This window comes from Streptomyces sp. bgisy159 (assembly GCF_965341775.1).
GTDB lineage: Bacteria > Actinomycetota > Actinomycetes > Streptomycetales > Streptomycetaceae > Streptomyces.
On sequence record NZ_CBDQZH010000003.1, the window covers coordinates 79,521 to 101,210 of the forward strand.

21 protein-coding genes and 1 pseudogene are annotated in these 21,690 nt (G+C 71.9%); 9 read left to right on the forward strand and 13 right to left on the reverse strand.

Annotated elements, in window-relative coordinates; translation table 11 throughout:
• The first annotated feature begins 318 nt into the window (after positions 1–318).
• Complete coding sequence (locus ACSLTV_RS04270; protein WP_432157985.1) at positions 319–468, forward strand: hypothetical protein; 150 nt, start codon at positions 319–321, stop codon at positions 466–468.
• 10 nt (positions 469–478) lie between these two features.
• A complete protein-coding gene (locus ACSLTV_RS04275; protein ID WP_432139260.1) occupies positions 479–790 on the forward strand; it encodes a DUF2568 domain-containing protein in 312 nt (103 codons plus the stop codon).
• A gap of 153 nt (positions 791–943) precedes the next feature.
• On the opposite strand, the gene ACSLTV_RS04280 is transcribed toward ACSLTV_RS04275, so the two are convergent.
• Together ACSLTV_RS04280 and ACSLTV_RS04285 are read right to left on the reverse strand one after the other, a co-directional pair.
• Positions 944–1,915, reverse strand: a complete 972-nt coding sequence (locus ACSLTV_RS04280; protein WP_435611652.1) for an aldose epimerase family protein — start codon at positions 1,913–1,915, stop codon at positions 944–946.
• A gap of 15 nt (positions 1,916–1,930) precedes the next feature.
• On the reverse strand, positions 1,931–2,827 hold the full coding sequence (locus tag ACSLTV_RS04285) for an SGNH/GDSL hydrolase family protein (protein WP_435611653.1): 897 nt from the start codon (positions 2,825–2,827) through the stop codon (positions 1,931–1,933).
• Positions 2,828–3,118: 291 nt separating this feature from the next.
• Between ACSLTV_RS04285 and ACSLTV_RS04290 the strand changes: the two genes are divergently transcribed.
• Positions 3,119–3,613 carry a DUF3145 domain-containing protein gene (locus tag ACSLTV_RS04290; RefSeq protein ID WP_432139257.1) on the forward strand — a complete coding sequence of 165 codons (495 nt, stop codon included), beginning with the start codon at positions 3,119–3,121 and terminating at the stop codon, positions 3,611–3,613.
• A 148-nt stretch (positions 3,614–3,761) separates the two neighbouring features.
• Here ACSLTV_RS04290 and fabF read toward each other — a convergent pair whose 3' ends face one another.
• From fabF to ACSLTV_RS04315, 5 genes are all read right to left on the reverse strand, one after another.
• Positions 3,762–5,033, reverse strand: coding sequence for a beta-ketoacyl-ACP synthase II (fabF, locus tag ACSLTV_RS04295; protein ID WP_432139256.1), 1,272 nt, complete (start codon positions 5,031–5,033; stop codon positions 3,762–3,764).
• A 75-nt stretch (positions 5,034–5,108) separates the two neighbouring features.
• A complete protein-coding gene (locus tag ACSLTV_RS04300) occupies positions 5,109–5,357 on the reverse strand; it encodes an acyl carrier protein (protein WP_073951948.1) in 249 nt (82 codons plus the stop codon).
• A 78-nt stretch (positions 5,358–5,435) separates the two neighbouring features.
• Positions 5,436–6,437 (reverse strand): ketoacyl-ACP synthase III, encoded by a 1,002-nt coding sequence (locus tag ACSLTV_RS04305; RefSeq protein WP_432139255.1) that lies wholly within the window; start codon positions 6,435–6,437, stop codon positions 5,436–5,438.
• A gap of 12 nt (positions 6,438–6,449) precedes the next feature.
• Positions 6,450–7,385 carry an ACP S-malonyltransferase gene (locus ACSLTV_RS04310; protein ID WP_432139254.1) on the reverse strand — a complete coding sequence of 312 codons (936 nt, stop codon included), beginning with the start codon at positions 7,383–7,385 and terminating at the stop codon, positions 6,450–6,452.
• An 89-nt stretch (positions 7,386–7,474) separates the two neighbouring features.
• Complete coding sequence (locus tag ACSLTV_RS04315) at positions 7,475–8,680, reverse strand: PucR family transcriptional regulator (RefSeq protein WP_432139253.1); 1,206 nt, start codon at positions 8,678–8,680, stop codon at positions 7,475–7,477.
• A gap of 95 nt (positions 8,681–8,775) precedes the next feature.
• On the opposite strand from ACSLTV_RS04315, the gene ACSLTV_RS04320 reads away from it, so the two are divergent.
• Positions 8,776–9,432, forward strand: a complete 657-nt coding sequence (locus tag ACSLTV_RS04320; protein ID WP_432139298.1) for a pirin family protein — start codon at positions 8,776–8,778, stop codon at positions 9,430–9,432.
• A gap of 6 nt (positions 9,433–9,438) precedes the next feature.
• Here ACSLTV_RS04320 and ACSLTV_RS04325 read toward each other — a convergent pair whose 3' ends face one another.
• Entirely contained in the window at positions 9,439–11,217 is a 1,779-nt protein-coding gene (locus tag ACSLTV_RS04325) for a serine/threonine-protein kinase (RefSeq protein ID WP_432139252.1), read from the reverse strand.
• Between the two features lie 54 nt (positions 11,218–11,271).
• A complete protein-coding gene (locus ACSLTV_RS04330; protein ID WP_432139251.1) occupies positions 11,272–12,108 on the reverse strand; it encodes a serine hydrolase domain-containing protein in 837 nt (278 codons plus the stop codon).
• Positions 12,109–12,185: 77 nt separating this feature from the next.
• Here ACSLTV_RS04330 and ACSLTV_RS04335 point away from each other — a divergent pair, with 77 nt between their 5' ends.
• Together ACSLTV_RS04335 and ACSLTV_RS04340 are read left to right on the forward strand one after the other, a co-directional pair.
• On the forward strand, positions 12,186–12,677 hold the full coding sequence (locus ACSLTV_RS04335; protein WP_432139250.1) for a MerR family transcriptional regulator: 492 nt from the start codon (positions 12,186–12,188) through the stop codon (positions 12,675–12,677).
• Positions 12,674–13,690 carry an aldo/keto reductase gene (locus ACSLTV_RS04340; RefSeq protein WP_435611654.1) on the forward strand — a complete coding sequence of 339 codons (1,017 nt, stop codon included), beginning with the start codon at positions 12,674–12,676 and terminating at the stop codon, positions 13,688–13,690. Before ACSLTV_RS04335 ends, ACSLTV_RS04340 begins: the two co-directional genes overlap by 4 nt.
• Positions 13,691–13,717: 27 nt before the next feature.
• Here ACSLTV_RS04340 and ACSLTV_RS04345 read toward each other — a convergent pair.
• The 4 genes and pseudogenes from ACSLTV_RS04345 to aceE form a co-directional block, all read right to left on the reverse strand.
• Positions 13,718–14,422 (reverse strand): annotated as a pseudogene (locus ACSLTV_RS04345) (DUF4429 domain-containing protein); the annotation flags it as partial.
• A 58-nt stretch (positions 14,423–14,480) separates the two neighbouring features.
• Positions 14,481–15,695 (reverse strand): alpha/beta hydrolase, encoded by a 1,215-nt coding sequence (locus ACSLTV_RS04350; RefSeq protein WP_432139248.1) that lies wholly within the window; start codon positions 15,693–15,695, stop codon positions 14,481–14,483.
• A 241-nt stretch (positions 15,696–15,936) separates the two neighbouring features.
• Entirely contained in the window at positions 15,937–16,683 is a 747-nt protein-coding gene (locus ACSLTV_RS04355; RefSeq protein ID WP_432157983.1) for a potassium channel family protein, read from the reverse strand.
• Positions 16,684–16,766: 83 nt separating this feature from the next.
• The gene (aceE, locus tag ACSLTV_RS04360; RefSeq protein ID WP_432139710.1) at positions 16,767–19,514 is read right to left on the reverse strand and encodes a pyruvate dehydrogenase (acetyl-transferring), homodimeric type; all 2,748 of its coding nucleotides are present in this window, start codon (positions 19,512–19,514) and stop codon (positions 16,767–16,769) included.
• A 386-nt stretch (positions 19,515–19,900) separates the two neighbouring features.
• Between aceE and ACSLTV_RS04365 the strand changes: the two genes are divergently transcribed.
• From ACSLTV_RS04365 to ACSLTV_RS04375, 3 genes are all read left to right on the forward strand, one after another.
• Positions 19,901–20,338, forward strand: coding sequence for a DUF3052 domain-containing protein (locus ACSLTV_RS04365; RefSeq protein ID WP_432139711.1), 438 nt, complete (start codon positions 19,901–19,903; stop codon positions 20,336–20,338).
• Between the two features lie 113 nt (positions 20,339–20,451).
• On the forward strand, positions 20,452–20,910 hold the full coding sequence (locus ACSLTV_RS04370) for a peroxiredoxin (RefSeq protein ID WP_432139712.1): 459 nt from the start codon (positions 20,452–20,454) through the stop codon (positions 20,908–20,910).
• A gap of 112 nt (positions 20,911–21,022) precedes the next feature.
• On the forward strand, positions 21,023–21,598 hold the full coding sequence (locus ACSLTV_RS04375; protein WP_432139713.1) for a TerD family protein: 576 nt from the start codon (positions 21,023–21,025) through the stop codon (positions 21,596–21,598).
• Positions 21,599–21,690 lie beyond the last annotated feature (92 nt).

The window sequence follows — 21,690 nt, forward strand, 5'->3', positions numbered from 1 at the left end:
CCGGGCCGGCCGTCACCGCCCCGGCGCCGGCTCCGCGATGAGCGTCCGCCCGGCTCCGTCCCGGCCCCGGCGTCAGCCTCGTCCCGGCCCCGTCGCACCCGGCGACCGCGACGAGCGAGGAACGGCCTGTGCGGCCGGCCCGTCGCCCGGACGCCGGACCCGCGCCGCCGTCTCCCGCAGCTCCGCCACGAACCCCTCCGCCGCCACGAACTCCTCCGCCGTCGCGTCCCGCGCCCGGCCGCGGAGCGTCGCCGCGTACACCGCCCGTGCGGGGGCGCCCTCGGCGACATCATCAGCATCCGCACCTACCTCACGGACATCGACGGCCTACCCGAACACGGTGCCGTCCGCCGCGAGTTCCTCACCGGCACCCCGCCCACGAGCATGACCTTCGAGGTGCCCCGGCTGTTCCGCCCCGAGGCGGTGATCGAGATCGAGGCCGTGGCCGCCGTACCGCCCGCCGAGTGATACTGCCCCCATGAAGACGGCCAACCTGGGTGTCCTGTTCCTCGTCGAGCTCGGCGCCCTGGGGGCCGCCGCCTACTGGGGGGCCACCGTCGCGTGGCCGCTCGCCGTCGCCGCCCCGGTGGTCCTCGCCGCGCTGTGGGCGCTGTTCGGCTCGCCGCGCGCCCGGTACCGGACCAGTGGCGCGGGCCGGGCCGGCTTCGAGGTGCTGTGGTTCGGGGCGGGAGTGGCCGCCCTGGTGGCCGCCGGCGCTCCCGGCTGGGCCCTGGCCCTCGCGCTCACGTGCGGGGCGAGCAAGGCGCTGGCCGTCCGCTGGGGGCAGTGACCGACCCCGGCGGCAACCCTCCTCATGTGTGAGGGAGTCGTACGAAACTCGGCCGGAACGGCCATGCAGCCGTCCGGCGGCGGCTACCGTCGAGGGCAGCCCCGGCCGGGGACCTGACCCCTGGCCGGGGCTCGTGGCGTCCACGGCCGTGAGTCAGCGCACCCCGAAGCCGTACACCGTCTCCGAGCGGTAGACCTGACCCGGCCGCAGCACGGTGCTCGGGAACTCCGGGCGGTTGGGGGAGTCCGGGAAGTGCTGGGCCTCCAGCGCCACACCCGCCCCGGGAACCAGCGGCTCCGGCAGATGGTCCCCGGTGTAGACCTGCAGGCCCGGCTCGGTCGTCGCCACCGTCAGCACCCGCCCGGACGCCGGGTCGCACAGCTCCGCGACCTCCACCGCCGCGGCCGTGACGCCTTTGTCCAGCACGAAGTTGTGGTCGTAGCCGGTGCCGAGCTTGCGGGCCGTGCGGAAGTCGAAGCGGGTCCCGGTCACCTCCGCGAGCGCACCCGTCGGGATCAGGTCCGCGTCGACCGGCGTGTGACGGGAGGCCGCCAGCCGCAGCTCGTGCCCGGCGGCGTTCCCCGAGCCGGACAGGTCGAAGTAGCCGTGGTGGGTGAGGTTCACCACGGTCGGCGCGTCCGTGACCGCCTCGTACGCGAACCGCAGCGCGCCCGCCGCGTCCAGTGTGCAGGTCACCGCCACCTCCAGCCGCCCGGGGAAGCCCTCCTCACCGTCCTCGGCGACCCGGCTCAGCCGCACCCCGTGCTCGACCGGCTCCACGTCCCACACCCGCTTGTCGAAACCCCGCGCGCCGCCGTGCAGCGAGTGGGGACCGTCGACGGGCTCCAGGGCGTACGCCACGCCGTCCAGCCGGAACCGGGCGTGCGCGATCCGGTTGGCGTACCGGCCGATCAGGGCGCCCAGGAAGGGTTCGGGGGTGGCGAGGTAGCCGTCCAGGTCCGCGAACCCCAGCACCACGTCCGCCGTCCGCCCGTCGCGGTCCGGGACCTCCACGGACTGCACGATTCCGCCGTACGACAGGATCCGCACCCGGGTGCCCGCCCGCTCCAGCGTCCAGCGGTGCACCGGCGTGCCGTCGGAAAGTGTTCCGAAGTGTTCGCTCATGGGCGGAACTCTAGGTCAGTCCGCCTTGGCCGTGACATGACGGTAAGCGATCTCCGCCAGCCGCGCCTGGCCGTTCTTGCTGGGGTGGAACCAGTCCCAGTGGCTCAGCTGGTCGGTGCCGAACCGGTACTCGTACACGGCGCCGTCGTCGAACCGGCACCGGCGGTCCTTCGCGCACACCTGCGACAGCACCCGGTTGTAGTCCTCCACCCGCCGCTGCACGGTCGCCCGCCGCAGCGTCGCCGCCGAGTCCAGCGCGTCCGCGTCGCCCAGCATCGAGGGACACACACCCAGCTTCCACACCTGTTTGCCCAGCGGATTGGTGCGCCCCTGGGACCACAGCCGCTTCAGGTTCGGCACGCTGGCCACGTACACCTGTGCGCTGGGCGCCGTGCGCCGCAGCGTGCTCATCGCGCGCTCGAAGTCCGCCCGGAAGTCCGCCACCGGGGTCATCGCCTCCGGCGAGGCGCGACACGCGTCGTTGGCCCCCGCCATCACCGTGACCAGCCCCGGCCTGCGCGCCGCCGCCCGCGCCATCTGGCCCGGCAGGTCCGCCATCCGGGCGCCGGTCGCCGCGTAGTTCCAGCTGTGCGTGGCCGCCCGCGCCTTGCCCAGCAGCCGCACCGCGAGACTGTTCACCTCGCTGCTGGCGCCCGTCGCCCAGGACACCTCCGGGCAGTCCGTGAGAATGCCGCAGGCGTCGAATCCGCGGGTGATGGAGTCCCCGACGGCCGCCACGGAGGCGGGGCTGGCGTCCCACAGCGAGGACGGCGACGCGGACGGCTTCGCCTGCCGGGCCGGGGTGCCCGTGGGGCCGGGGGAGTCCCCGCCCACCGCGTCGCAGCCGGCCAGCCCGACCACCGCCGCCGTGACGACGGCCACCGCCCGCACCCGCGGGTTCCGCTTGAGCATCCCTCGCCTCTCCCTCGCCTCGCCTCTCCGCACCACCGGGCCGGGCGGTCGACCGGCCCCACCCATGACAACGTCCGAGGGTTCCCGCCCCGGCCCCAGAGCCCACAAGATGCAACGCGGCACACCCGTACACGCGTCCCCCCGGGTGAATGGCGGGCGTTTCGCGGCACCGGGACCGACGGTACGTCACACTCCTTGAGCCGCCGCAGGGTAGCCTCGCCATCAACGCGGCTGCTGCCATGACCGCAGCCACCCCGGCCCGCAAGACGACCCGCCTGCCCGGAGGTCCCGGTGACGACACGTGGAGTTCTGTACGTGCACTCCGCGCCGCGCGCGCTGTGCCCGCACGTCGAGTGGGCCGTCGCCGGGGTGCTCGGCACCCGCGTCAGCCTCGACTGGATCCGCCAGCCCGCCGCCCCCGGCACCTGGCGCTCGGAGTTCTCCTGGCTGGGCGAGGCGGGCACCGCCTCCAAGCTGGCCTCCGCGCTGCGCGGTTGGCAGCTGCTCCGCTTCGAGGTCACCGCCGAGCCCTGCGCCGCCGCCGAGGGCGAGCGCTACAGCTGCACCCCCGACCTCGGCATCTTCCACGCCGTCACCGGCATCCACGGCGACATCCTCATCCCCGAGGACCGCCTGCGCGCGGCCCTGCTCCGCAGCCAACGCGGCGAGACCGACCTTGAGGGCGAGTTGTCCAAGCTGCTCGGCAAGCCCTGGGACGACGAACTGGAACCGTTCCGGTACGCGGGCGAGGGCGCGCCCGTGCGCTGGCTTCACCAGGTGGTCTGAAAGACCCTGAGGGGCAGCGCGGCTCAGGGGCGCGGGGAACCGCGCGAGCAACCCACCAGGACCCGCACCCGGCATCCGACGGGCGAGACAACGACGAGTGGCCCGGCCTCACCGAGGAGCCGGGCCACAAACCGTCGGAGCGGCGCCGTCAGACCGTACGGAACGCCAGCACCACGTTGTGCCCGCCGAACCCGAACGAGTCGTTGAGCGCGGCGATACGGCCCTGAACGGGCAGCTTCCGGGCCTCCCCGCGCACGATGTCCGCGTTCGCCTCCGCCTCGGGGTCGAGACGGTCGACGTTGATGGTCGGCGGAGCCACCCGGTGGTACAGGGCGAGCACGGTCGCGACCGACTCGACGCCACCGGCACCGCCGAGCAGATGACCCGTCATCGACTTGGTCGCCGACACCGCGATGTGGTCGGTGTCGTCGCCGAACACCTTGCGCAGCGCCTTCAGCTCGGCCACGTCACCGGCCGGCGTCGACGTCGCGTGCGCGTTGACGTGCACGATCTCCGCCGGGTCCAGGTCGGTGCGGTCCAGCAGGTTCTGCAGGGCGTGCGAGATGCCCCGCCCCTCCGGCTCCGGCTGCACGATGTCGTGCGCGTCGGCCGAGATGCCCTGGCCGACCGCCTCCGCGTACACCCGCGCGCCGCGCCGGGCCGCGTGCTCGGCGGACTCCAGGACGATCACACCCGCGCCCTCGCCGAGGACGAAGCCGTCCCGGTCGACGTCGTAGGGGCGCGAGGCGCCCTGCGGGTCCTCGTTGTTCTTGGACATCGCCATCATGTTGCCGAACGCGGCGATCGGCAGCGGGTGGATGGCGGCCTCCGTACCCCCGGCGACGACGACGTCGGCGCGGCCGGTACGGATCATCTCGATGGCGTAGCCGATGGCCTCGGCGCCGGACGCGCAGGCGGAGACCGGCGTGTGCACGCCCGCGCGGGCGCCCACCAGCAGACCCACGTTCGCGGAGGGGCTGTTGGGCATCAGCATCGGCACGGTGTGCGGGGAGACGCGGCGGACGCCCTTGTCCTTCAGCACGTCGTACTGGTCGAGGAGGGTGGTCACGCCGCCGATGCCGGAGGCGATGACCGCACCCAGGCGGTCGGGGTCGACGGAGCCGTCCTCGCCCGCCTTGCCGGTGAACCCGGCGTCCTTCCAGGCTTCCTGGGCCGCGACCAGCGCGAACTGCGCCGAGCGGTCCAGCTTGCGGGCCTGCGGCCGCGGGATGACCTCGGTGGGCTCCACGGCGACCGGGGCCGCGATCTTGACGGCCTGTTCGGCCGCCCAGTCCTGCTCCAGGGGCTTGACGCCGGACTTGCCGGCGACGAGGCCCTCCCAGGTAGAGGCTGCGTCGCCACCCAGCGGTGTGGTTGCGCCGATACCGGTGACGACCACGGTGCGATTGGTCGGGCTCACGGGAAATCTTTCTCCAACGTTACGAGGATCAGCGGCGCCACCGCCGGGTGGCGGGGCAGGCAGCCAGCGGCTGGATCAGCCCTGGTGCTTGAGGATGTATTCGGTCGCGTCGCCGACCGTCTTGAGGTTCTTCACGTCCTCGTCCGGGATCTTCACGTCGAAGCGCTCTTCGGCGGCGACGACGACCTCGACCATGGACAGCGAGTCGACGTCCAGGTCGTCGGTGAAGGACTTGTCCAGCTGGACGTCCTCAACCGGGATCCCGGCGATCTCGTTCACGATCTCGGCGAGACCGGCGACGATCTCTTCCTGAGTGGCGGCCATGTCGGCGCTCCTTCGTAGATGTTCCAGAGGGTGTGGCGGTGTACACCGTGCCAGACCGCATGATCCGGCACGGAGTGCCTAGGGGAGGGTAACGACCGTCGCGGCGTACACGAGACCCGCCCCGAATCCGATGACGAGCGCCGTGTCGCCGCTCTTCGCCTCGCCGGTCGCCAGGAGCCGCTCCATCGCGAGCGGGATCGAGGCGGCCGAGGTGTTGCCGGTGGTGCGCACGTCGCGGGCGACCGTGACGTGCTCCGGCAGCTTGAGAGTCTTCACCATCGAGTCGATGATCCGCTCGTTGGCCTGGTGCGGGATGAAGACGTCCAGGTCGGCGGGGCTGATGCCGGCCGCGTCGAGGGCCTGCTGGGCGACCTTCGCCATCTCGAAGACGGCCCAGCGGAACACCGCCTGGCCCTCCTGGGTGATGGCGGGGAACCGCTCCACCGCGCCGTCGCGGTAGTCCGTCCACGGCACGGTCTGCTTGATGGTCTCCGACTTGTCGCCCTCGGAACCCCACACCGTCGGGCCGATCGCCGGCTCGGTGGCCGGGCCGACCACGACGGCGCCCGCGCCGTCGCCGAACAGGAAGGCCGTCGCGCGGTCCTCCAGGTCGGTCAGGTCGGACAGCCGTTCCACGCCGATGACCAGGACGTACTCCGCGGAGCCCTCCACGATCATGCCCTTGGCGAGGGTCAGGCCGTAGCCGAAGCCCGCGCAGCCGGCCGAGATGTCGAAGGCGGCGGCCTTGTCGGTGCCCAGCTTGTCGGCGATCTCGGTGGCGACGGCCGGGGTCTGCTTGAAGTGCGAGACCGTCGAGACGACCACGGCGCCGATCTGCTCGGCGGTGATCCCCGCGTCCGCGATCGCCTTGCCGGCCGCCTCCACGGACATGGCGCCGACGGTCTCCTCGTCGTTCGCCCAGTGCCGGGTCTCGATGCCGGAGCGGGAGCGGATCCACTCGTCCGAGGAGTCGATGTTCTCCAGGATGACCTCGTTGGGCACCACCCGGGTGGGCCGGTAGCCGCCGACGCCGAGGATGCGCGCGTACGGGGCGCCCTTGCTGGGTGTGATCTTCGCCATCGGGGCTCCTTGTCAGGCGTGCTCGGCGATGAGCTCGCGAGCGGCGTCCAGATCGTCGGGGGTCTTCAGCGCCAGGGTCTTCACCCCGGGCAGGGCGCGCTTGGCCAGGCCGACCAGGGTGCCACCGGGGCAGACCTCGACGATCGCGGTCGCGCCGAGCTCCTTGAAGGTCTCCATGCACAGGTCCCAGCGGACCGGGTTGGCGACCTGGCCGACCAGCCGCTCCAGCACCTCGGCGCCGGTGGCGACGGTCCGCCCGTCCTTGTTGGAGACGTAGGTGAAGTTCGGGTCGGCGGGCGTCAGGGCCCCGGCGGCCTCGGCCAGCGCCTCGACGGCCGGGCCCATGTGGTGCGTGTGGAAGGCGCCGGCGACCTTGAGCGCGACGACCTTGCGGACGCCCTCGGGCTTGTCCTCCTCCAGCGCGGCCAGCTGCTCCAGGGTGCCCGCGGCGACGATCTGCCCGGCCCCGTTGATGTTCGCCGGGGTCAGGCCCAGCTTCTCCAGGTGGGCGATCGACGTCTCGGGGTCGCCGCCGAGCAGCGCCGACATGCCGGTCTCGGTGATCGCGGCGGCCTCGGCCATCGCCAGACCTCGCTTGCGCACGAGCGTCAGGGCGGCGGTGTCGTCGAGGACGCCCGCGAAGGCGGCCGCGGTGATCTCACCGACGCTGTGTCCCGCCACGGCGCCCGGCGCGCCCGCCGCGTCAGCGGCTGAGGTCGCGGTGCCGAGTGCCGAGGCGGACAGGAGCCCGGCGGCGACCAGCAGCGGCTGGGCGACGGCCGTGTCCCGGATCTCGTCCGCGTCGGCCTTGGTGCCGTAGTGGGCGAGGTCGAGGCCGATGGCGTCCGACCAGGCGGCGACGCGGTCGGCGGCACCGGGCAGTTCGAGCCAGGGAGTCAGGAAGCCGGGCGTCTGGGCGCCCTGGCCGGGAGCGACGAGTACGAGCACTCTCACACTCTCTCTTGGGGACGGCCACGGCCGCCCGTGGGGACAGGGACGAAGAACAGCAGGGGGTTTTGTGGAGCCCCGACAAATACCTACGCCTGGGGATCCCCGTCGGCAAGACGCCCCAGGATCAGTGCGATCCGCAGCGTGAACGCCGAGCGTACATCGGACGGCGACCAGCCGGTGACGTCAGTCACACGTCGGAGCCGGTAGCGCACGGTGTTGGGATGCACGAACAGCATCCGCGCCGCACCCTCCAGACTGGACGCCTGTTCGAGGTAGACGGAGAGGGTCTCCAGCAGCGCCGACCCCGCCTCCTCCAGCGGTCTGTAGATCTCCTCCACCAACTGCTCGCGCGCGCTGGGATCACCGGCGATCGCGCGCTCCGGCAGCAGATCGTCCGCCAGGACCGGACGGGGCGCGTCCTGCCAGGCGGAACAGGCCTTCAGACCGGCCGCGGCGGCCTGCGCGGACCGGGTCGCGGTCAGCAGGTCGGGGACCACCGGCCCGGCCACCACCGGCCCCACGGCGAACGGCCCGATCAGGGACTTCGCCACGGCCAGCGGGTTGTCGCTGCCGCCCGCGATGACCACCAGCCGCGCACCCAGCACGCCCGTGAGCACCTGGAGCTTGGCGTGCCGGGCGGCCCGCCGGATGGCCTCCACGGTCAGTTCGGAGTCACCGTCGGGGGCGTTGCCCAGCACCACGCACACGTGCTCCGGCGCGTTCCAGCCGAGCGCCGCGGCCCGGGACACGGCCCCCTCGTCCGCCTCCCCGCTGAGCACCGCGTTGACCACCAGCGACTCCAGCCGCGCGTCCCAGGCACCGCGTGCCTCGGCGGCCTGGGCGTACACCTGCGCGGTGGCGAAGGCGATCTCCCGGGCGTACACCAGCAGCGCCTCGCGCAGCACGCTCTCGTCGCCCGGGGCCGCGACCTCGTCGATCGCGCTCTCCATGACCTCGATGGTGGTGCGCACCATCTCCACGGTCTGGCGCAGGGTGATGGCCCGGGTCAGCTCGCGCGGGGCGGTGCCGAACACATCGGTGGAGATGGCCTGCGGGGCGTCGGGGTGCCGGAACCACTCGGTGAACGCCGCGATGCCGGCCTGCGCCACCAGACCGATCCAGGAACGGTTCTCCGGGGGCATCGCCCGGTACCACGGGAGGGTCTCGTCCATGCGCGCGATGGCCTGGGCGGCGAGCGCTCCGGAGGACTTCTCCAGCCGTTTCAGGGTCGCGGCGTGCGCATGCACACCGGGCATCGGGGGTTCGGTCTTGCTGGCTTCGGGTTCGGGCACGGGACAAGACTGCCTTATCGGGCCGACCCTGTGTGGAGCCGGGTCGCAGGTGAGAGCTCCACGACACCCGGGCCCCGGCTACCGTGGGGCACGTGATGGACGTACGGCGCGCCGACGAGCGCTACAGGGGCGGGGACCCGGCGGCCGGGATCGACACCCGTCACGCCTTCTCCTTCGGGCCCCACTACGACCCGGACAACCTCCGCTTCGGCGCGCTGATCGCCTGCAACGAGGAGCGGCTCGCCCCCGGCGCCGGCTTCGAGGAGCACCCGCACAGCCATACCGAGATCGTCACCTGGGTCGTCGAGGGGGAGCTGACGCACCGTGACTCCACCGGCCACGAGACCCGGGTCCGCCCCGGCGACGTCCAGCGGCTGAGCGCCGCGTCGGGAGTACGCCACACCGAGCGCAACGCCGGACCGGAGCCGCTGACGTTCGTGCAGATGTGGCTGGCCCCGCTCAGCCCCGGCGGCGAGCCGTCGTACGAGCTGGTGCCCGGCATCGCCGACGCCACGCCGTACGCCCTGCCCGCCGCCGGCGCGCTGCTGCACGTGCGGCGGCTGGGCACCGGCGAGCGCACCGCGCTGCCGGACGCGCCCCGCGTCTACGTCCACGTCGTACGCGGCACCGTCGGGCTCGGCCCGCACCGGCTGGGGCCGGGGGACGCGGCGCGGGCCGCCGACGAGAAGGAGTTGGAGCTCGCCGCCGTCGGCGGCCCGGCCGAGGTGCTGGTGTGGGAGATGCGGGGCTGAGCGCGGTCAGCTGTCGGTGGGTTCCTCGGCGTTGCGCCAGATCGTGAGGTCCACCGTCACGTAGTTGCTCGGGTCGCTCGCGGGAGCCGTGCCCTGGTAGGTGACCAGGGCGATGTGTCCCGAGCCGGTATGCACGCAGAACTGACTGCCTTGGGACAGCTGTGACAGCGAGATCCGCTCGGCGTACCGGGTCTCCTCGCGGCAGGTCTTCAGAGAGCCTGGTTGAGCGTTGTTCAGCAGGACCACTTTCTCGCCCTGGCTGCCGAGCTCCTTGCCGTAGAGCGAGTCGTAGTAGAGGTCGGCATCATCGTTGTTGTAGGGAGTCCCGTCCTCGAGCGGTTTCGGCGGTGAGTCCGCGAAGCGGACGTAGTAGTCCATGGGGATGTTGATCGCCTTGAACGTTACCGGCTTCGGATCCGGCACGGGCTTGGGATCCGCTCCCGTTCCGGTGTTCGTGGTGCTGTCGCCGCTGCCGTCCGTCGAGGAACTCGCGGAGTCGGCGGTGTCGTCGAGAGTGCCGATGAACGACGCGCAGCCGCCGATCCACACCAGCCCCGCCACCACCGCGATGGTGTAGCCGATCCACCTGCTCCTCTTCTTCGGCGGCGGCAGCGGCTGCGGCCGCCACCCCGGCTGCGGACCGAACGGCGGCTGCGGCGCGGTCGGCGGACCGAACGCGGGCCGGAACTGCGGCTGAGCCGCCGGGGGCGGGTACGCGGGCCCGGGCGGTACGTGCGCGGCGGGCGCCGTCGGGACCACGTGGACCGGGGGCGCGGTCGGCGTGGGCGGCGTCGCCGGCGCCGGGGGCGTGTCGGGCCGGGTGACGGGGGCGGTGGGCGCGGACGCCTGCGGGGCGACCGTGGGGGCCGCCGCGAGGGCGGCGGACGCCGACACCCGCTGGGTGATCTGCTCGGTGATCGCCGCCGGCAGCCAGGAACCGGACTGGCGCAACGGGGTTGGCGACGCCTCCTGGCACAGGGAGATGATCTCGGCGGGGGAGGGCCGGTCGGCGGGGTTCTTCGCCAGGCAGCGCGCGATGAAGCCGAGCTGCCCGGGCAGCCCGCTGAGATCGGGCTCCTCGTGGACGATCCGGTACAGCACGGCGTGCGAGGGGCCGTCGCCGTACGCCCCCTGCCCCCGTGCCGCGAAGGCGGCGACCTGGCCGAGGGCGAAGAGGTCCGAGGCGGGCTTGATCTCCGCGCCGGCGGCCTGCTCCGGCGACATGAAGGCCGGGGTGCCGATGGAGACGCCGGTACCGGTCAGCGCGGTCGCGTCGGCGGCGCGGGCGATGCCGAAGTCGATGACGCGGGGGCCGTCGCCGGCCAGCAGCACGTTGGACGGCTTCAGGTCGCGGTGCACGATGCCCGCGCCGTGGATCACCGACAGCGCCTCCGCCATCCCGGCGAGCAGCAGCAGGACGGACGGGACCGGCAGCGGGCCGTGCTCGCCGACGGCCGACGCCAGCGAGGGTCCGGCCACATAGGCGGTGGCGAGCCAGGGCAGGTCGCCCTCGGTGTCGTAGTCGATGACGGGGGCGGTGTACAGCCCCTGCACCCGCTGCGCGGCCTCGACCTCCTGCCGGAAGCGGCGCCGGAACTGCGGGTCCTCGCTCAGCTCGGGCCGGATCGTCTTGAGGGCGATCGGGTGACCGCCCGGCGTGTACGACAGGTACACCGTGCCCATGCCGCCGGAACCGAGCCGCGCGGCGAGCCGGTACGCCGCCACGGAGGCCGGGTCGCCGGCCTCCAACGGGCGGAACTGTCCGCCCGGTTCTACCCCTGCCATTGCTCCCCCGAAGTCCCTGGGTGCCGCTGTGCAGAGGGAGGTTAGCCGAGGCGGTCAGCGGCCGGTGGCGGCAGCCCCGCTCTCCGTGAGCACCGCGTCCGTGAACGGCGGCCACGCCTCGGTCGCCCACGGCCCGAACGCCCGGTCCGTCAGGGCGACACAGGCCAGCGAGGCGTCGGGGTCGACCCACAGGAACGTGCCGGACTGCCCGAAGTGCCCGAACGTGCGCGGCGAGGACGAACTTCCCGTCCAGTGCGGCGACTTGGAGTCCCGGATCTCGAACCCCAGCCCCCAGTCGTTGGGGTTCTGGTGTCCGTAGCCCGGCAACACGCCCTTGGTGCCAGGGAACTGAACGGTCATCGCCTCGGCCACGGTCCGCGGGTCCAGCAGCCGGGGCGCCTGCACCTCCGCCGCGAACCGCAGCAGATCGTCCACCGTCGACACCGCGTCCTTGGCCGGCGATCCCTCCAGCGACGTCGACGACATCCCCAGCGGCTCCAGCACCGCCTGCCGCAGGTACTCCGCGAAGGGGATGTCGGTCGCCTTCGCGACATGGTCCCCGAGCTGCTCGAAGCCGGCGTTGGAGTACAGCCGCCGCTCTCCGGGCGCCGAGGTCGCCCTGTGCTCGTCGAACGCCAGCCCCGAGGTGTGCGCGAGCAGATGCCGCACGGTCGCCCCCGCCGGCCCGGCCGCCTCGTCCAGCTCGACCGCCCCCTCCTCGTACGCCACCAGCACGGCGTACGCGACGAGCGGTTTGGTCACCGAGGCCAGCGCGAACCGCTGCCCGACGGGCCCGTGGGTGCCGAGGACGGTCCCGTCGGCCCGCACGACACCCGCGGCAGCGGAGGGAACCGGCCAGTTCTCGATCAACGCGAGGCTCTTGAGCGACATGCGGTCGAGCTTAACGGGGGCACGGCGACGGCAATCCACTTGCTTGGAGCGCACTCCAAGGAAATAGCGTGGAGGGCATGACGGTGATGCAGAGCACCCCCGTGACAGCCGAGCAGAGCAGCCCCAGCCGCGTCGACATCTGTTCCGGCCCACCGCCCCGCCACCCCCGCCCCGACGGGCAGGACAGCTACACCATCAGCGAGGTCGTCGCCTTCACCGGCCTGACGGCGCACACCCTGCGCTGGTACGAGCGCATCGGCCTCATGGCCCACGTCGACCGCTCGCACACCGGCCAGCGCCGCTACAGCAACCGCGACCTGGACTGGCTGGACCTGGTCGGCAAGCTGCGGCTGACCGGTATGCCGGTCGCCGACATGGTCCGCTACGCCGAACTCGTCCGCGAGGGCGACGGCACCTACGCCGAGCGCTGCGCCCTGCTGGAGCAGACCCGGCGGGACGTCCGGTCGCGGATCGCCGAACTGCAGGACACGCTCGCCGTCCTCGACCGCAAGATCATGTTCTATTCGGACGCCACGCGCGCGTACGAAACGGAAAGGACCGCCCGATGACCGACACCAGGATCCCCACCACACGCCTCGGCGCCGGCGGCCCCGAGGTCGGGGTCCAGGGCCTGGGCTGCATGGGCATGAGCTTCGCCTACGGCCCCGCCGACGCCGACGCGTCCCGGGCCACCCTGGAGCGCGCCCTCGAACTCGGGATCACCCTGTACGACACCGCCGACGCCTACGGCGCCGGGGAGAACGAGCGCTTCCTCGCCCCCTTCGTCAGGGCCCACCGCGACGAGGTCGTCATCGCGACCAAGTTCGCGCTCTCCATCCCGCGGGACGACCCGTCCAAGCGCGTCATACGCAACGACGCCCCCTACATCCGCCAGGCCGTCGAAGCCAGCCTGCGACGCCTCGACGTCGACGTCATCGACCTGTACTACATGCACCGGCGCGACGTGAACGTCCCGATCGAGGAGACCGTCGGCGTCATGGCCGAGCTGGTGCGCGAGGGCAAGGTCAAGCAGCTGGGCCTGAGCGAGGTCACGGCCGACGAGCTGCGCGCGGCGCACGCCGTGCACCCCGTCGCCGCCGTCCAGTCGGAGTGGTCCCTGTTCAGCCGTGACATCGAGGCGAAGGTGGTGCCGGCGGTCCGCGAACTCGGCGTGACCCTCGTGCCCTACTCCCCGCTCGGCCGGGGCTTCCTCACCGGCGCCTTCACCAACGCCGAGACCGAGCTGACCGCCGACGACTTCCGGCGTCAGCAGCCCCGCTTCACCGGCGAGAACGCGGCGGCCAACGCGGCGCTCCTGGAGCCGGTGAAGGCCGTCGCCGAGGCCCATGACGCGACGCCGGCCCAGATCGCCCTGGCCTGGGTCCAGCAGCAGGCGGGCGTCCACGACCTGCCCGTCGTCCCGATCCCGGGCACCCGCAAGCCGAGCAGGGTGGAGGAGAACGCGCGGGCCGCGACCCTGCGGCTGACCGACGAGGAGCTGGCCCTCCTGGAGCCGATCGCCTCGAAGGTGGCCGGCGACCGGTACGCGGACATGGCGTTCACCTCGGCCGGCCGCGAGTGACCTGACCCGCCGGGGTGTTCACCGTCCCCGGACGGCGGCGAGCACCGCCGCCGCGAACGGCAGCGACTCGTGCACCACCCCGTACCCCAGCCCGAACACCACGGCGGCCGGGTCCTGATCGGCGGGACCCGGCCGCTGCGCGACGTCCGCGCCGCGCAGCCGCAGCCGCAGATACCCCTCCAGCAGCTCCGGCGACCGCCATTCCACGTCCGCGACCTCGGCCACCGGGAAGCTCTGGTCGCCCGCCTTCCACTTGGCGGACGAGGCTCCCGTCCAGAACCACCGGAACCGTATGGTCCGCCCGTCGAACGACGCCTTCCCGTCGTACGCCTTGAACGACACCGGCACCTCGGGCGCCGCCACCAGGAACCGGTCCACCGGACCGGACTCGGTGAGCAGCCCCTTCAGCTCGTCCGCGTAGTACTCCGCGAGCAACTCGCGCTCCGCGGGCAGCACCAGCCGGTAGGGATCGCCGGCCTCCTTCAGCTGACCCGCCGCCGCCTCCATCAGCGGATCCGCCCCGGGCCGCGGCTGGGCCCGCAGTACGACCGTCCCCCGCTTGCCCGGCTCCAGCGCCACCGACTCCAGCGCGCTCAGCGGAATCCGCCGCTCCCCCAGCGCGGAGAACAACCTGGGCGTGCGCAAGCCCCGTTCGTAACGGATGAGGACGGAGTCGGACTCGAACTCCCAGGCTGCGTGAAATCCGGCCAGTACGTCACCCATGCGGCTCATCGTATGCGGGACCGGCACGTTCGTCCCCTCCTCGCGCACGCCGCGGTTCCTGCGGTCTCTACGCGCGTCCGACCGCAGTGGTGGCGGACAAACCCTCCCGGCAGGCGCCGGCTCCGCTCGCGCACCGCACCGAACGGTATGCGCCAGTGCCGATGTCGGCGAGGTTGCGCAGACTGTCCGTGCCCGGCACGAAGTACCCCGCGTGGCCCCTGGCCTCGTGCGCCGACAGCACCCGCGCGCCGAACACCTCCGACACCGGGTCCTCGCCGTGTCCGAGCCCGCCGAACTCCATGTACGGCACGTCCTGGATCCAGTCGTCCGCGTCCCGCATCGCCCACACCCGGGCGGAGGTGCCGAGGTCGGCGGCCTTGCCCGCCCGCATCCCGGGACTGCCCGCGACGGCTATGTCGGCCACCCGGCCCGGCATCGAGCGCGCGGCCACACCGCACACCACCGAGCCGTAGCTGTGGCAGAACACCGAGACGGGCGCGCTGCCGGGCAGGGCGTGCAGCAGTGCGTTCAGCCGCACGGCCCCGCTCTCGGCGCGCATCGCGGTGGCCGATTCGATGCCCAGCCCGGCGGGTGCGGTGTAGTCGGCCCACGCGATCACGGCCGTGCGGGTCGTGGGGCTCGCCTCGCGCTCGGCCGCGTACAGCGCCTGGGCCATGCCGACGGGGGCGGAGTACCGGCGGTCGGTGCGCTGGAAGGTGAGCAGGTCGGTGTCGACGCCGGGGACGACCACGGAGATCCGCTGGGCCGCGGAGAGGTTGCCGAAGACCTCGGCGACCCGGCCGGCGCCCTCCGGGTCGAAGGCGAGGATCTGCCGCCCGGCGTCGCCGAGCGCCTCGAAGCGGTGCATCCGGCGGACCGCCTCGTGCTGCCCGGCGGGTGTGAGCCGGCCGTCGTGCGTCCGGACCCGCTCCGCCCGTACCGCCCGGACGAGCGCGGTGCGGTTGGCGCGGTAGCGCAGCTCGACGGGGGCGCCGTTCATGTTGCCGACGGCGAGCGGGTAGCGGGCGGCGAGCGAGGCGCGCTGCTGCTTGGTGAGCGTGGCGAAGAAGCGGGCGATCAGGGCGGGTGCCGCGTCCGGGTCGGGCAGGTCACGCCCGTCGATCCGGCCGTCCGCCCAGGCGGAGCGGGACGCCTGCAGCGCGGTGGGGTCGCGGTGGTGACGCAGCGCGGTCCAGCCGGTGGTCGCGAGCATCACGAACACCACGGCCAGCGCCAGCAGCGTTCGTGTGGCACGGGGGTGGGGGGTCTCGAAGGAAATCACTGGGACGACACACTAGGAGAACGGGAGGGTCTCGGGAGAACCGAGTGACAGGGATCACGTTTCGGTTCGCGCGGAAACGGGTTCGGCCCGGGCGTCGCGCGGCGAATTCCCCTATCAGGGTGACAAGGCTAAAGGCCCCTCGCCTCCGGCACACGCCCCGGGTCACAGTGGGTCATGCCACGGCCTGCGGCGCGCTGCCGGAGGGGGACAGCGCGCCGCGGGCCCGGGGACGCCACCGCCCTCACGACTCGACCGCCTCGACACGGCTGCCGGACAGCGCCGCCACCTCCGCGCGCAGCGCCCGCACCTCCTCGGTGAGCGCCTCGATCGCCTCCCGGTGCAGCCGCTCCTCCACGTCGTCCTTGTCGAAGCGGGCGATGAACCAGGCCGCGATGTTCGCGGTCACCACACCGAGCAGCGCGATCCCGGACAGCATCAGACCGACCGCCAGCAGCCGTCCCAGCCCGGTCGTCGGCGAGTGGTCGCCGTACCCCACCGTCGTCATCGTCGTGAACGACCACCACAGCGCGTCACCCAGCGTGTGGATGTTCCCGTGGGGTGCGTCCCGCTCCACCGACAGCACGGCCAGCGAGCCGAACATCATCAGACCCACGACCGCCCCCGCGACATACGTCGTCAGCTGTATCTGCGACGCCATCCGCGCCCGCCGTCCCACCAGCAGCAGGGTCGAGACCAGCCGGAGCAGCCGCAGCGGCTGCAGCAGCGGCAGCGCCACGGCGCACAGGTCCAGCCAGTGGGTGCGGACGAACGTCCACGGGTGGCGGCTCAGCGCCAGGCGCATCAGGTAGTCGAGCGCGAAGGCCGCCCACACCAGCCACTCGACCGCCGTGCAGACGCGCGTCAGCGTGTGACCGGCCGAGGTGTCCACGATGGGCACGGCGTAGGCGACGGCGAACAGACCGGACAGGACGAACAGGGGGCGTTGGGTGAAGTGTTCCCATCGGACCTGCGGTGACTGTTCCTTCATGCCCCGCATCGTAAGGAACGCGTGCGGGCGGCGGGGGAGGACCGGTGGCCCGCCCCCGCCGCCCGCACGCGCGCCGTCGGGCTCTAGGCGTCGCCGCCCGCCGCCCCCGGGTCGGCGGCCGCCACGTCCAGCAGCTGGTAGCGGTCGATGGCCTGCTTCAGTACGGACCGGTCGACCTTGCCCTCCTTGGCCAGCTCGGTCAGCACCGCCACCACGACCGACTGCGCGTCGATGTGGAAGAACCGCCGGGCGGCACCCCGGGTGTCCGCGAAGCCGAAACCGTCCGCGCCGAGCGACTGGTACGGCCCGGGCACCCACCGCGCGATCTGGTCCGGAACCGAACGCATCCAGTCGGACACGGCCACGAACGGACCCTGCGCACCCGACAGCTTCCGCGTCACGTACGGCACCCGCTGCTCCTCCTCCGGGTGCAGCAGGTTGTGCCGCTCGACCTCCACCGCCTCGCGCCGCAGCTCGTTCCACGAGGTCGCCGACCAGACGTCGGCCCGCACGTTCCACTCCTCGGCGAGGATCCGCTGCGCCTCGATCGCCCAGGGCAGTGCCACACCGGAGGCCATGATCTGCGCCGGGATCGCGCCGCCGGTGCCCTCGCTGAAGCGGTAGACGCCCTTGAGGATGCCCTCGACGTCCACGTTCGCGGGCTCGGCCGGGTGCTGGATCGGCTCGTTGTAGACGGTGAGGTAGTAGAAGACGTCCTCGCCGTGCGGGTGCTCGGGGGAGCCGCCGTACATCCGGCGCAGGCCGTCCTGCACGATGTACGCGATCTCGAAGCCGAACGCCGGGTCGTAGGCGACGCAGGCCGGGTTCGTCGACGCCAGCAGCTGCGAGTGGCCGTCCGCGTGCTGCAGACCCTCACCGGTCAGGGTCGTCCGCCCCGCGGTCGCGCCCAGGACGAAACCGCGTGCCAGCTGGTCGGCCATCTGCCAGAACTGGTCGCCGGTGCGCTGGAACCCGAACATCGAGTAGAAGACGTAGACCGGGATGAGCGGCTCGCCGTGGGTGGCGTACGCCGAACCGGCCGCGATCAGCGAGGCCGTGCAGCCGGCCTCCGAGATGCCGTCGTGCAGCATCTGACCGGTCGGGGACTCCTTGTAGGCGAGCAGCAGCTCGCGGTCCACCGCCTCGTACTGCTGGCCCAGCGGGTTGTAGATCTTCGCACTCGGGAAGAACGAGTCCATGCCGAAGGTGCGGTACTCGTCCGGCGCGATCAGTACGAACCGCTTGCCCAGCTCCTTGTCCCGCATGAGGTCCTTGAGCAGCCGGACGAACGCCATGGTGGTGGCGATGGACTGCTGACCGGAGCCCTTCTTCACAGTCGCGTACGTCTTGTCGTCCGGCAGGGCCAACGGCTTCGACCGGACGACGCGCGTCGGGACGTACCCGCCGCACGACCGGCGCCGGTCGTGCATGTACTGGATCTCCTCCGAGTCCCGGCCCGGGTGGTAGTACGGCGGCAGGCCGGACTCCAGCTCCTTGTCGGCGATCGGCAGGTGCAGCCGGTCCCGGAAGCGCTTGAGGTCGTCGACCGTCAGCTTCTTCATCTGGTGGGTGGCGTTGCGGCCCTCGAAGTTCGGGCCCAGCGTCCAGCCCTTGACCGTCTTGGCGAGGATCACCGTGGGCTGGCCCTTGTGCTCGACCGCCGCCTTGAACGCCGCGTAGATCTTGCGGTGGTCGTGGCCGCCGCGGCCCAGCATCAGGATCTGGTGGTCGGACATGTTCTCGACCATCGCCCGCAGCCGGTGGTCGTCACCGAAGAAGTGCTCGCGGATGTAGGCGCCGGTCTCGGTGGCGTACGTCTGGAACTGGCCGTCCGGCGTGGTGTTCATCCGGTTGACCAGCACGCCGTCGCGGTCCTGGGCGAGCAGCGGGTCCCAGCTGCGGTCCCAGATCAGCTTGATCACGTTCCAGCCGGCGCCGCGGAACACCGACTCCAGCTCCTGGATGATCTTTCCGTTGCCGCGCACCGGGCCGTCGAGCCGCTGGAGGTTGCAGTTGACGACGAAGGTCAGGTTGTCCAGGCCCTCGCGGGCGGCGATGGACAGCTGGCCCAGCGACTCCGGCTCGTCCATCTCGCCGTCGCCGAGGAAGGCCCACACGTGCGACCTGCTGGTGTCGGCGATCCCGCGCGCGTGCATGTAGCGGTTCATCCGCGCCTGGTAGATCGCGCCGATCGGGCCGAGCCCCATCGACACCGTCGGGAACTCCCAGAAGTTGGGCATCGAGCGCGGGTGGGGGTACGACGACAGCCCGTCCGGCGCCTTGGAGTGCTCCTGGCGGAAGCCGTCGAGCTGCTTCCCGTCCAGCCGGTCGAGCAGGTACGCGCGCGCGTAGATGCCCGGCGAGGCGTGCCCCTGGAAGAAGACCTGGTCCCCGCCGTCGCCCTCGTCCTTGCCCCGGAAGAAGTGGTTGAAGCCCACGTCGTAGAGGGACGCCGAGGAGGCGAAGGTGGCGATGTGGCCGCCCACGCCGATGCCGGGCCGCTGGGCGCGCGAGACCATCACGGCGGCGTTCCAGCGGGTCGCGTTGAGGATCCGGCGCTCGATCTCCTCGTTGCCGGGGAAGAACGGCTCGCTCTTGGTGGGGATCGTGTTGACGTAGTCGGTGCTGCGCATCTCGGGCACGGCCACGCGCTTCTCGCGGGCCCGCTCGATCAGTCTCAGCATCAGGTAGCGCGCCCGCTCCCGGCCGCGTTCGTCGACGGCGGCGTCGAGGGAGTCGAGCCACTCCTGGGTCTCTTCGGGATCGAAGTCAGGTACCTGACTCGGAAGGCCGCCAATGATGATCGGATTGCGATCGGATCCGGAAGCCACGCTGTTCCTTACCTGTCAGAGGGCACCCGCGGGGGCCACTTTCCGGTATGCCTGCACCGTCCCCCATCGTGTACCCCGGCGAGGCCGAACGGCATCTCTACTCTGGGGTAACCAGGACCTCCTACCCGCGGGCGGTTCCCAAACACGCAAACGGGGCAGATAGGTGTGGTGCGCGTCACCTCTGGTACTCGCATCACCCTGACGGTTGGGGCGAGACGGCCGGAATCGTCACCGTTTCGGCGGTCTGAACCGCCGGGTACTTGCGCGATCCGCCCCGCCCGTGTGGACTACGGCCAATGCTTCGCGCACGCGCGTGGCTGAGATTCCCCCAAACCCTGGACGGGTTCGGGGGCACCCCCATCCAAGACATGATCAGGAGGCAACCCGTGAGCGCGACCGCGGACCACGCGGAGGAGCGGACGAACCCTGCCGCCAGGCTGGGGTTCCAGCCCGGGCAGGTGGTCCAGGAGATCGGCTACGACGACGACGTCGATCAGGAACTCCGCGAGGCCATTGAGGGGGCCATCGAGGGAGACCTGATGGACGAGGACTACGACGACGTGGCCGACGCCGTTGTGCTGTGGTTCCGGGACGACGACGGCGACCTGACGGATGCGCTGGTGGATGCCACCACGTACATCGAAGAAGGCGGCGCGATCCTGCTCCTCACACCGAAGACGGGCCGTTCCGGCTACGTGGAGCCGAGCGACATCTCGGAGGCCGCGACCACGGCCGGCCTGACGGCGTCCAAGAGCGTCAGTGTGGGCAAGGACTGGAGCGGCAGCCGGCTGGCCACGCCGAAGGCGGCCAAGTCCAAGAAGTGACCCGCGCCGGACGGGCCGGTACCCACCGGCCCGTCCGAGGGCGTGCGGTGGTCACTGCGTAGGGTGGACGCGACCGTCACCCGAGCAGCCTCCACCGAAAGGGTTCACCCACGATGGCCATCCAGGTCGGCGAGAAGGCCCCCGACTTCGAGCTCAAGGACAACCACGGCGCCACCGTGAAGCTGTCCGACTTCCGCGGCAGCAAGAACGTCGTCCTGCTCTTCTACCCCTTCGCCTTCACCGGTGTGTGCACCGGCGAGCTGTGCGAGGTGCGCGACAACCTGCCGCAGTTCTCCGACCGCGACACCCAGGTCCTCGCCGTCTCCAACGACTCCATCCACACCCTGCGGGTCTTCGCCGAGCAGGAGGGCCTCGACTACCCGCTGCTCAGCGATTTCTGGCCGCACGGCGAGGTCTCCCGGGCCTACGGCGTCTTCGCCGAGGACAAGGGCTGCGCGGTGCGCGGGACCTTCGTCATCGACAAGGAGGGCGTGGTCCGCTGGACCGTCGTCAACGCCCTGCCGGACGCCCGCGACCTCAACGACTACGTCAAGGCGCTCGACACCCTGTGATTCATCGGGGCCATGCCCTGTGTGGGGCGGGAACCCGTCACTAGGATCGGATCGTTGATCCGATATCCGAAGCACGACGGGGCTCCCGCCCCCGGACACCAATGGAGGACTCGTGGGAGTCAGCCTCAGCAAGGGCGGCAACGTATCGCTGACCAAGGAGGCCCCCGGCCTCACCGCGGTCATCGTCGGTCTGGGGTGGGACGTGCGCACCACGACCGGCACCGACTTCGACCTGGACGCCAGCGCGCTGCTGCTGAACAACACCGGCAAGGTCGCCAGCGACCAGCACTTCGTCTTCTTCAACAACCTCAAGAGCCCGGACGGCTCCGTCGAGCACACCGGTGACAACCTCACCGGTGAGGGCGAGGGCGACGACGAGCAGGTCAAGGTCGACCTCGCGAACGTCCCGGCCGACGTCGAGAAGATCGTCTTCCCGGTCTCGATCTACGACGCCGAGAACCGTCAGCAGTCCTTCGGCCAGGTGCGCAACGCCTTCATCCGCGTCGTCAACCAGGCCGGCGGCGCCGAGATCGCCCGCTACGACCTCTCGGAGGACGCCTCCACCGAGACCGCCATGGTCTTCGGTGAGCTCTACCGCCACGGCGCGGAGTGGAAGTTCCGTGCCATCGGCCAGGGCTACGCCTCGGGCCTGCGCGGCATCGCCCAGGACTTCGGCGTCAACGTCTGACGCGTCCCCGTCCGACCCGGGCGGCGTGTCCGACACGTCAACGTCCGATCCGGGCGGCGTTCTGCCGCCCGCACCGTCCGGCGCCGCACCGT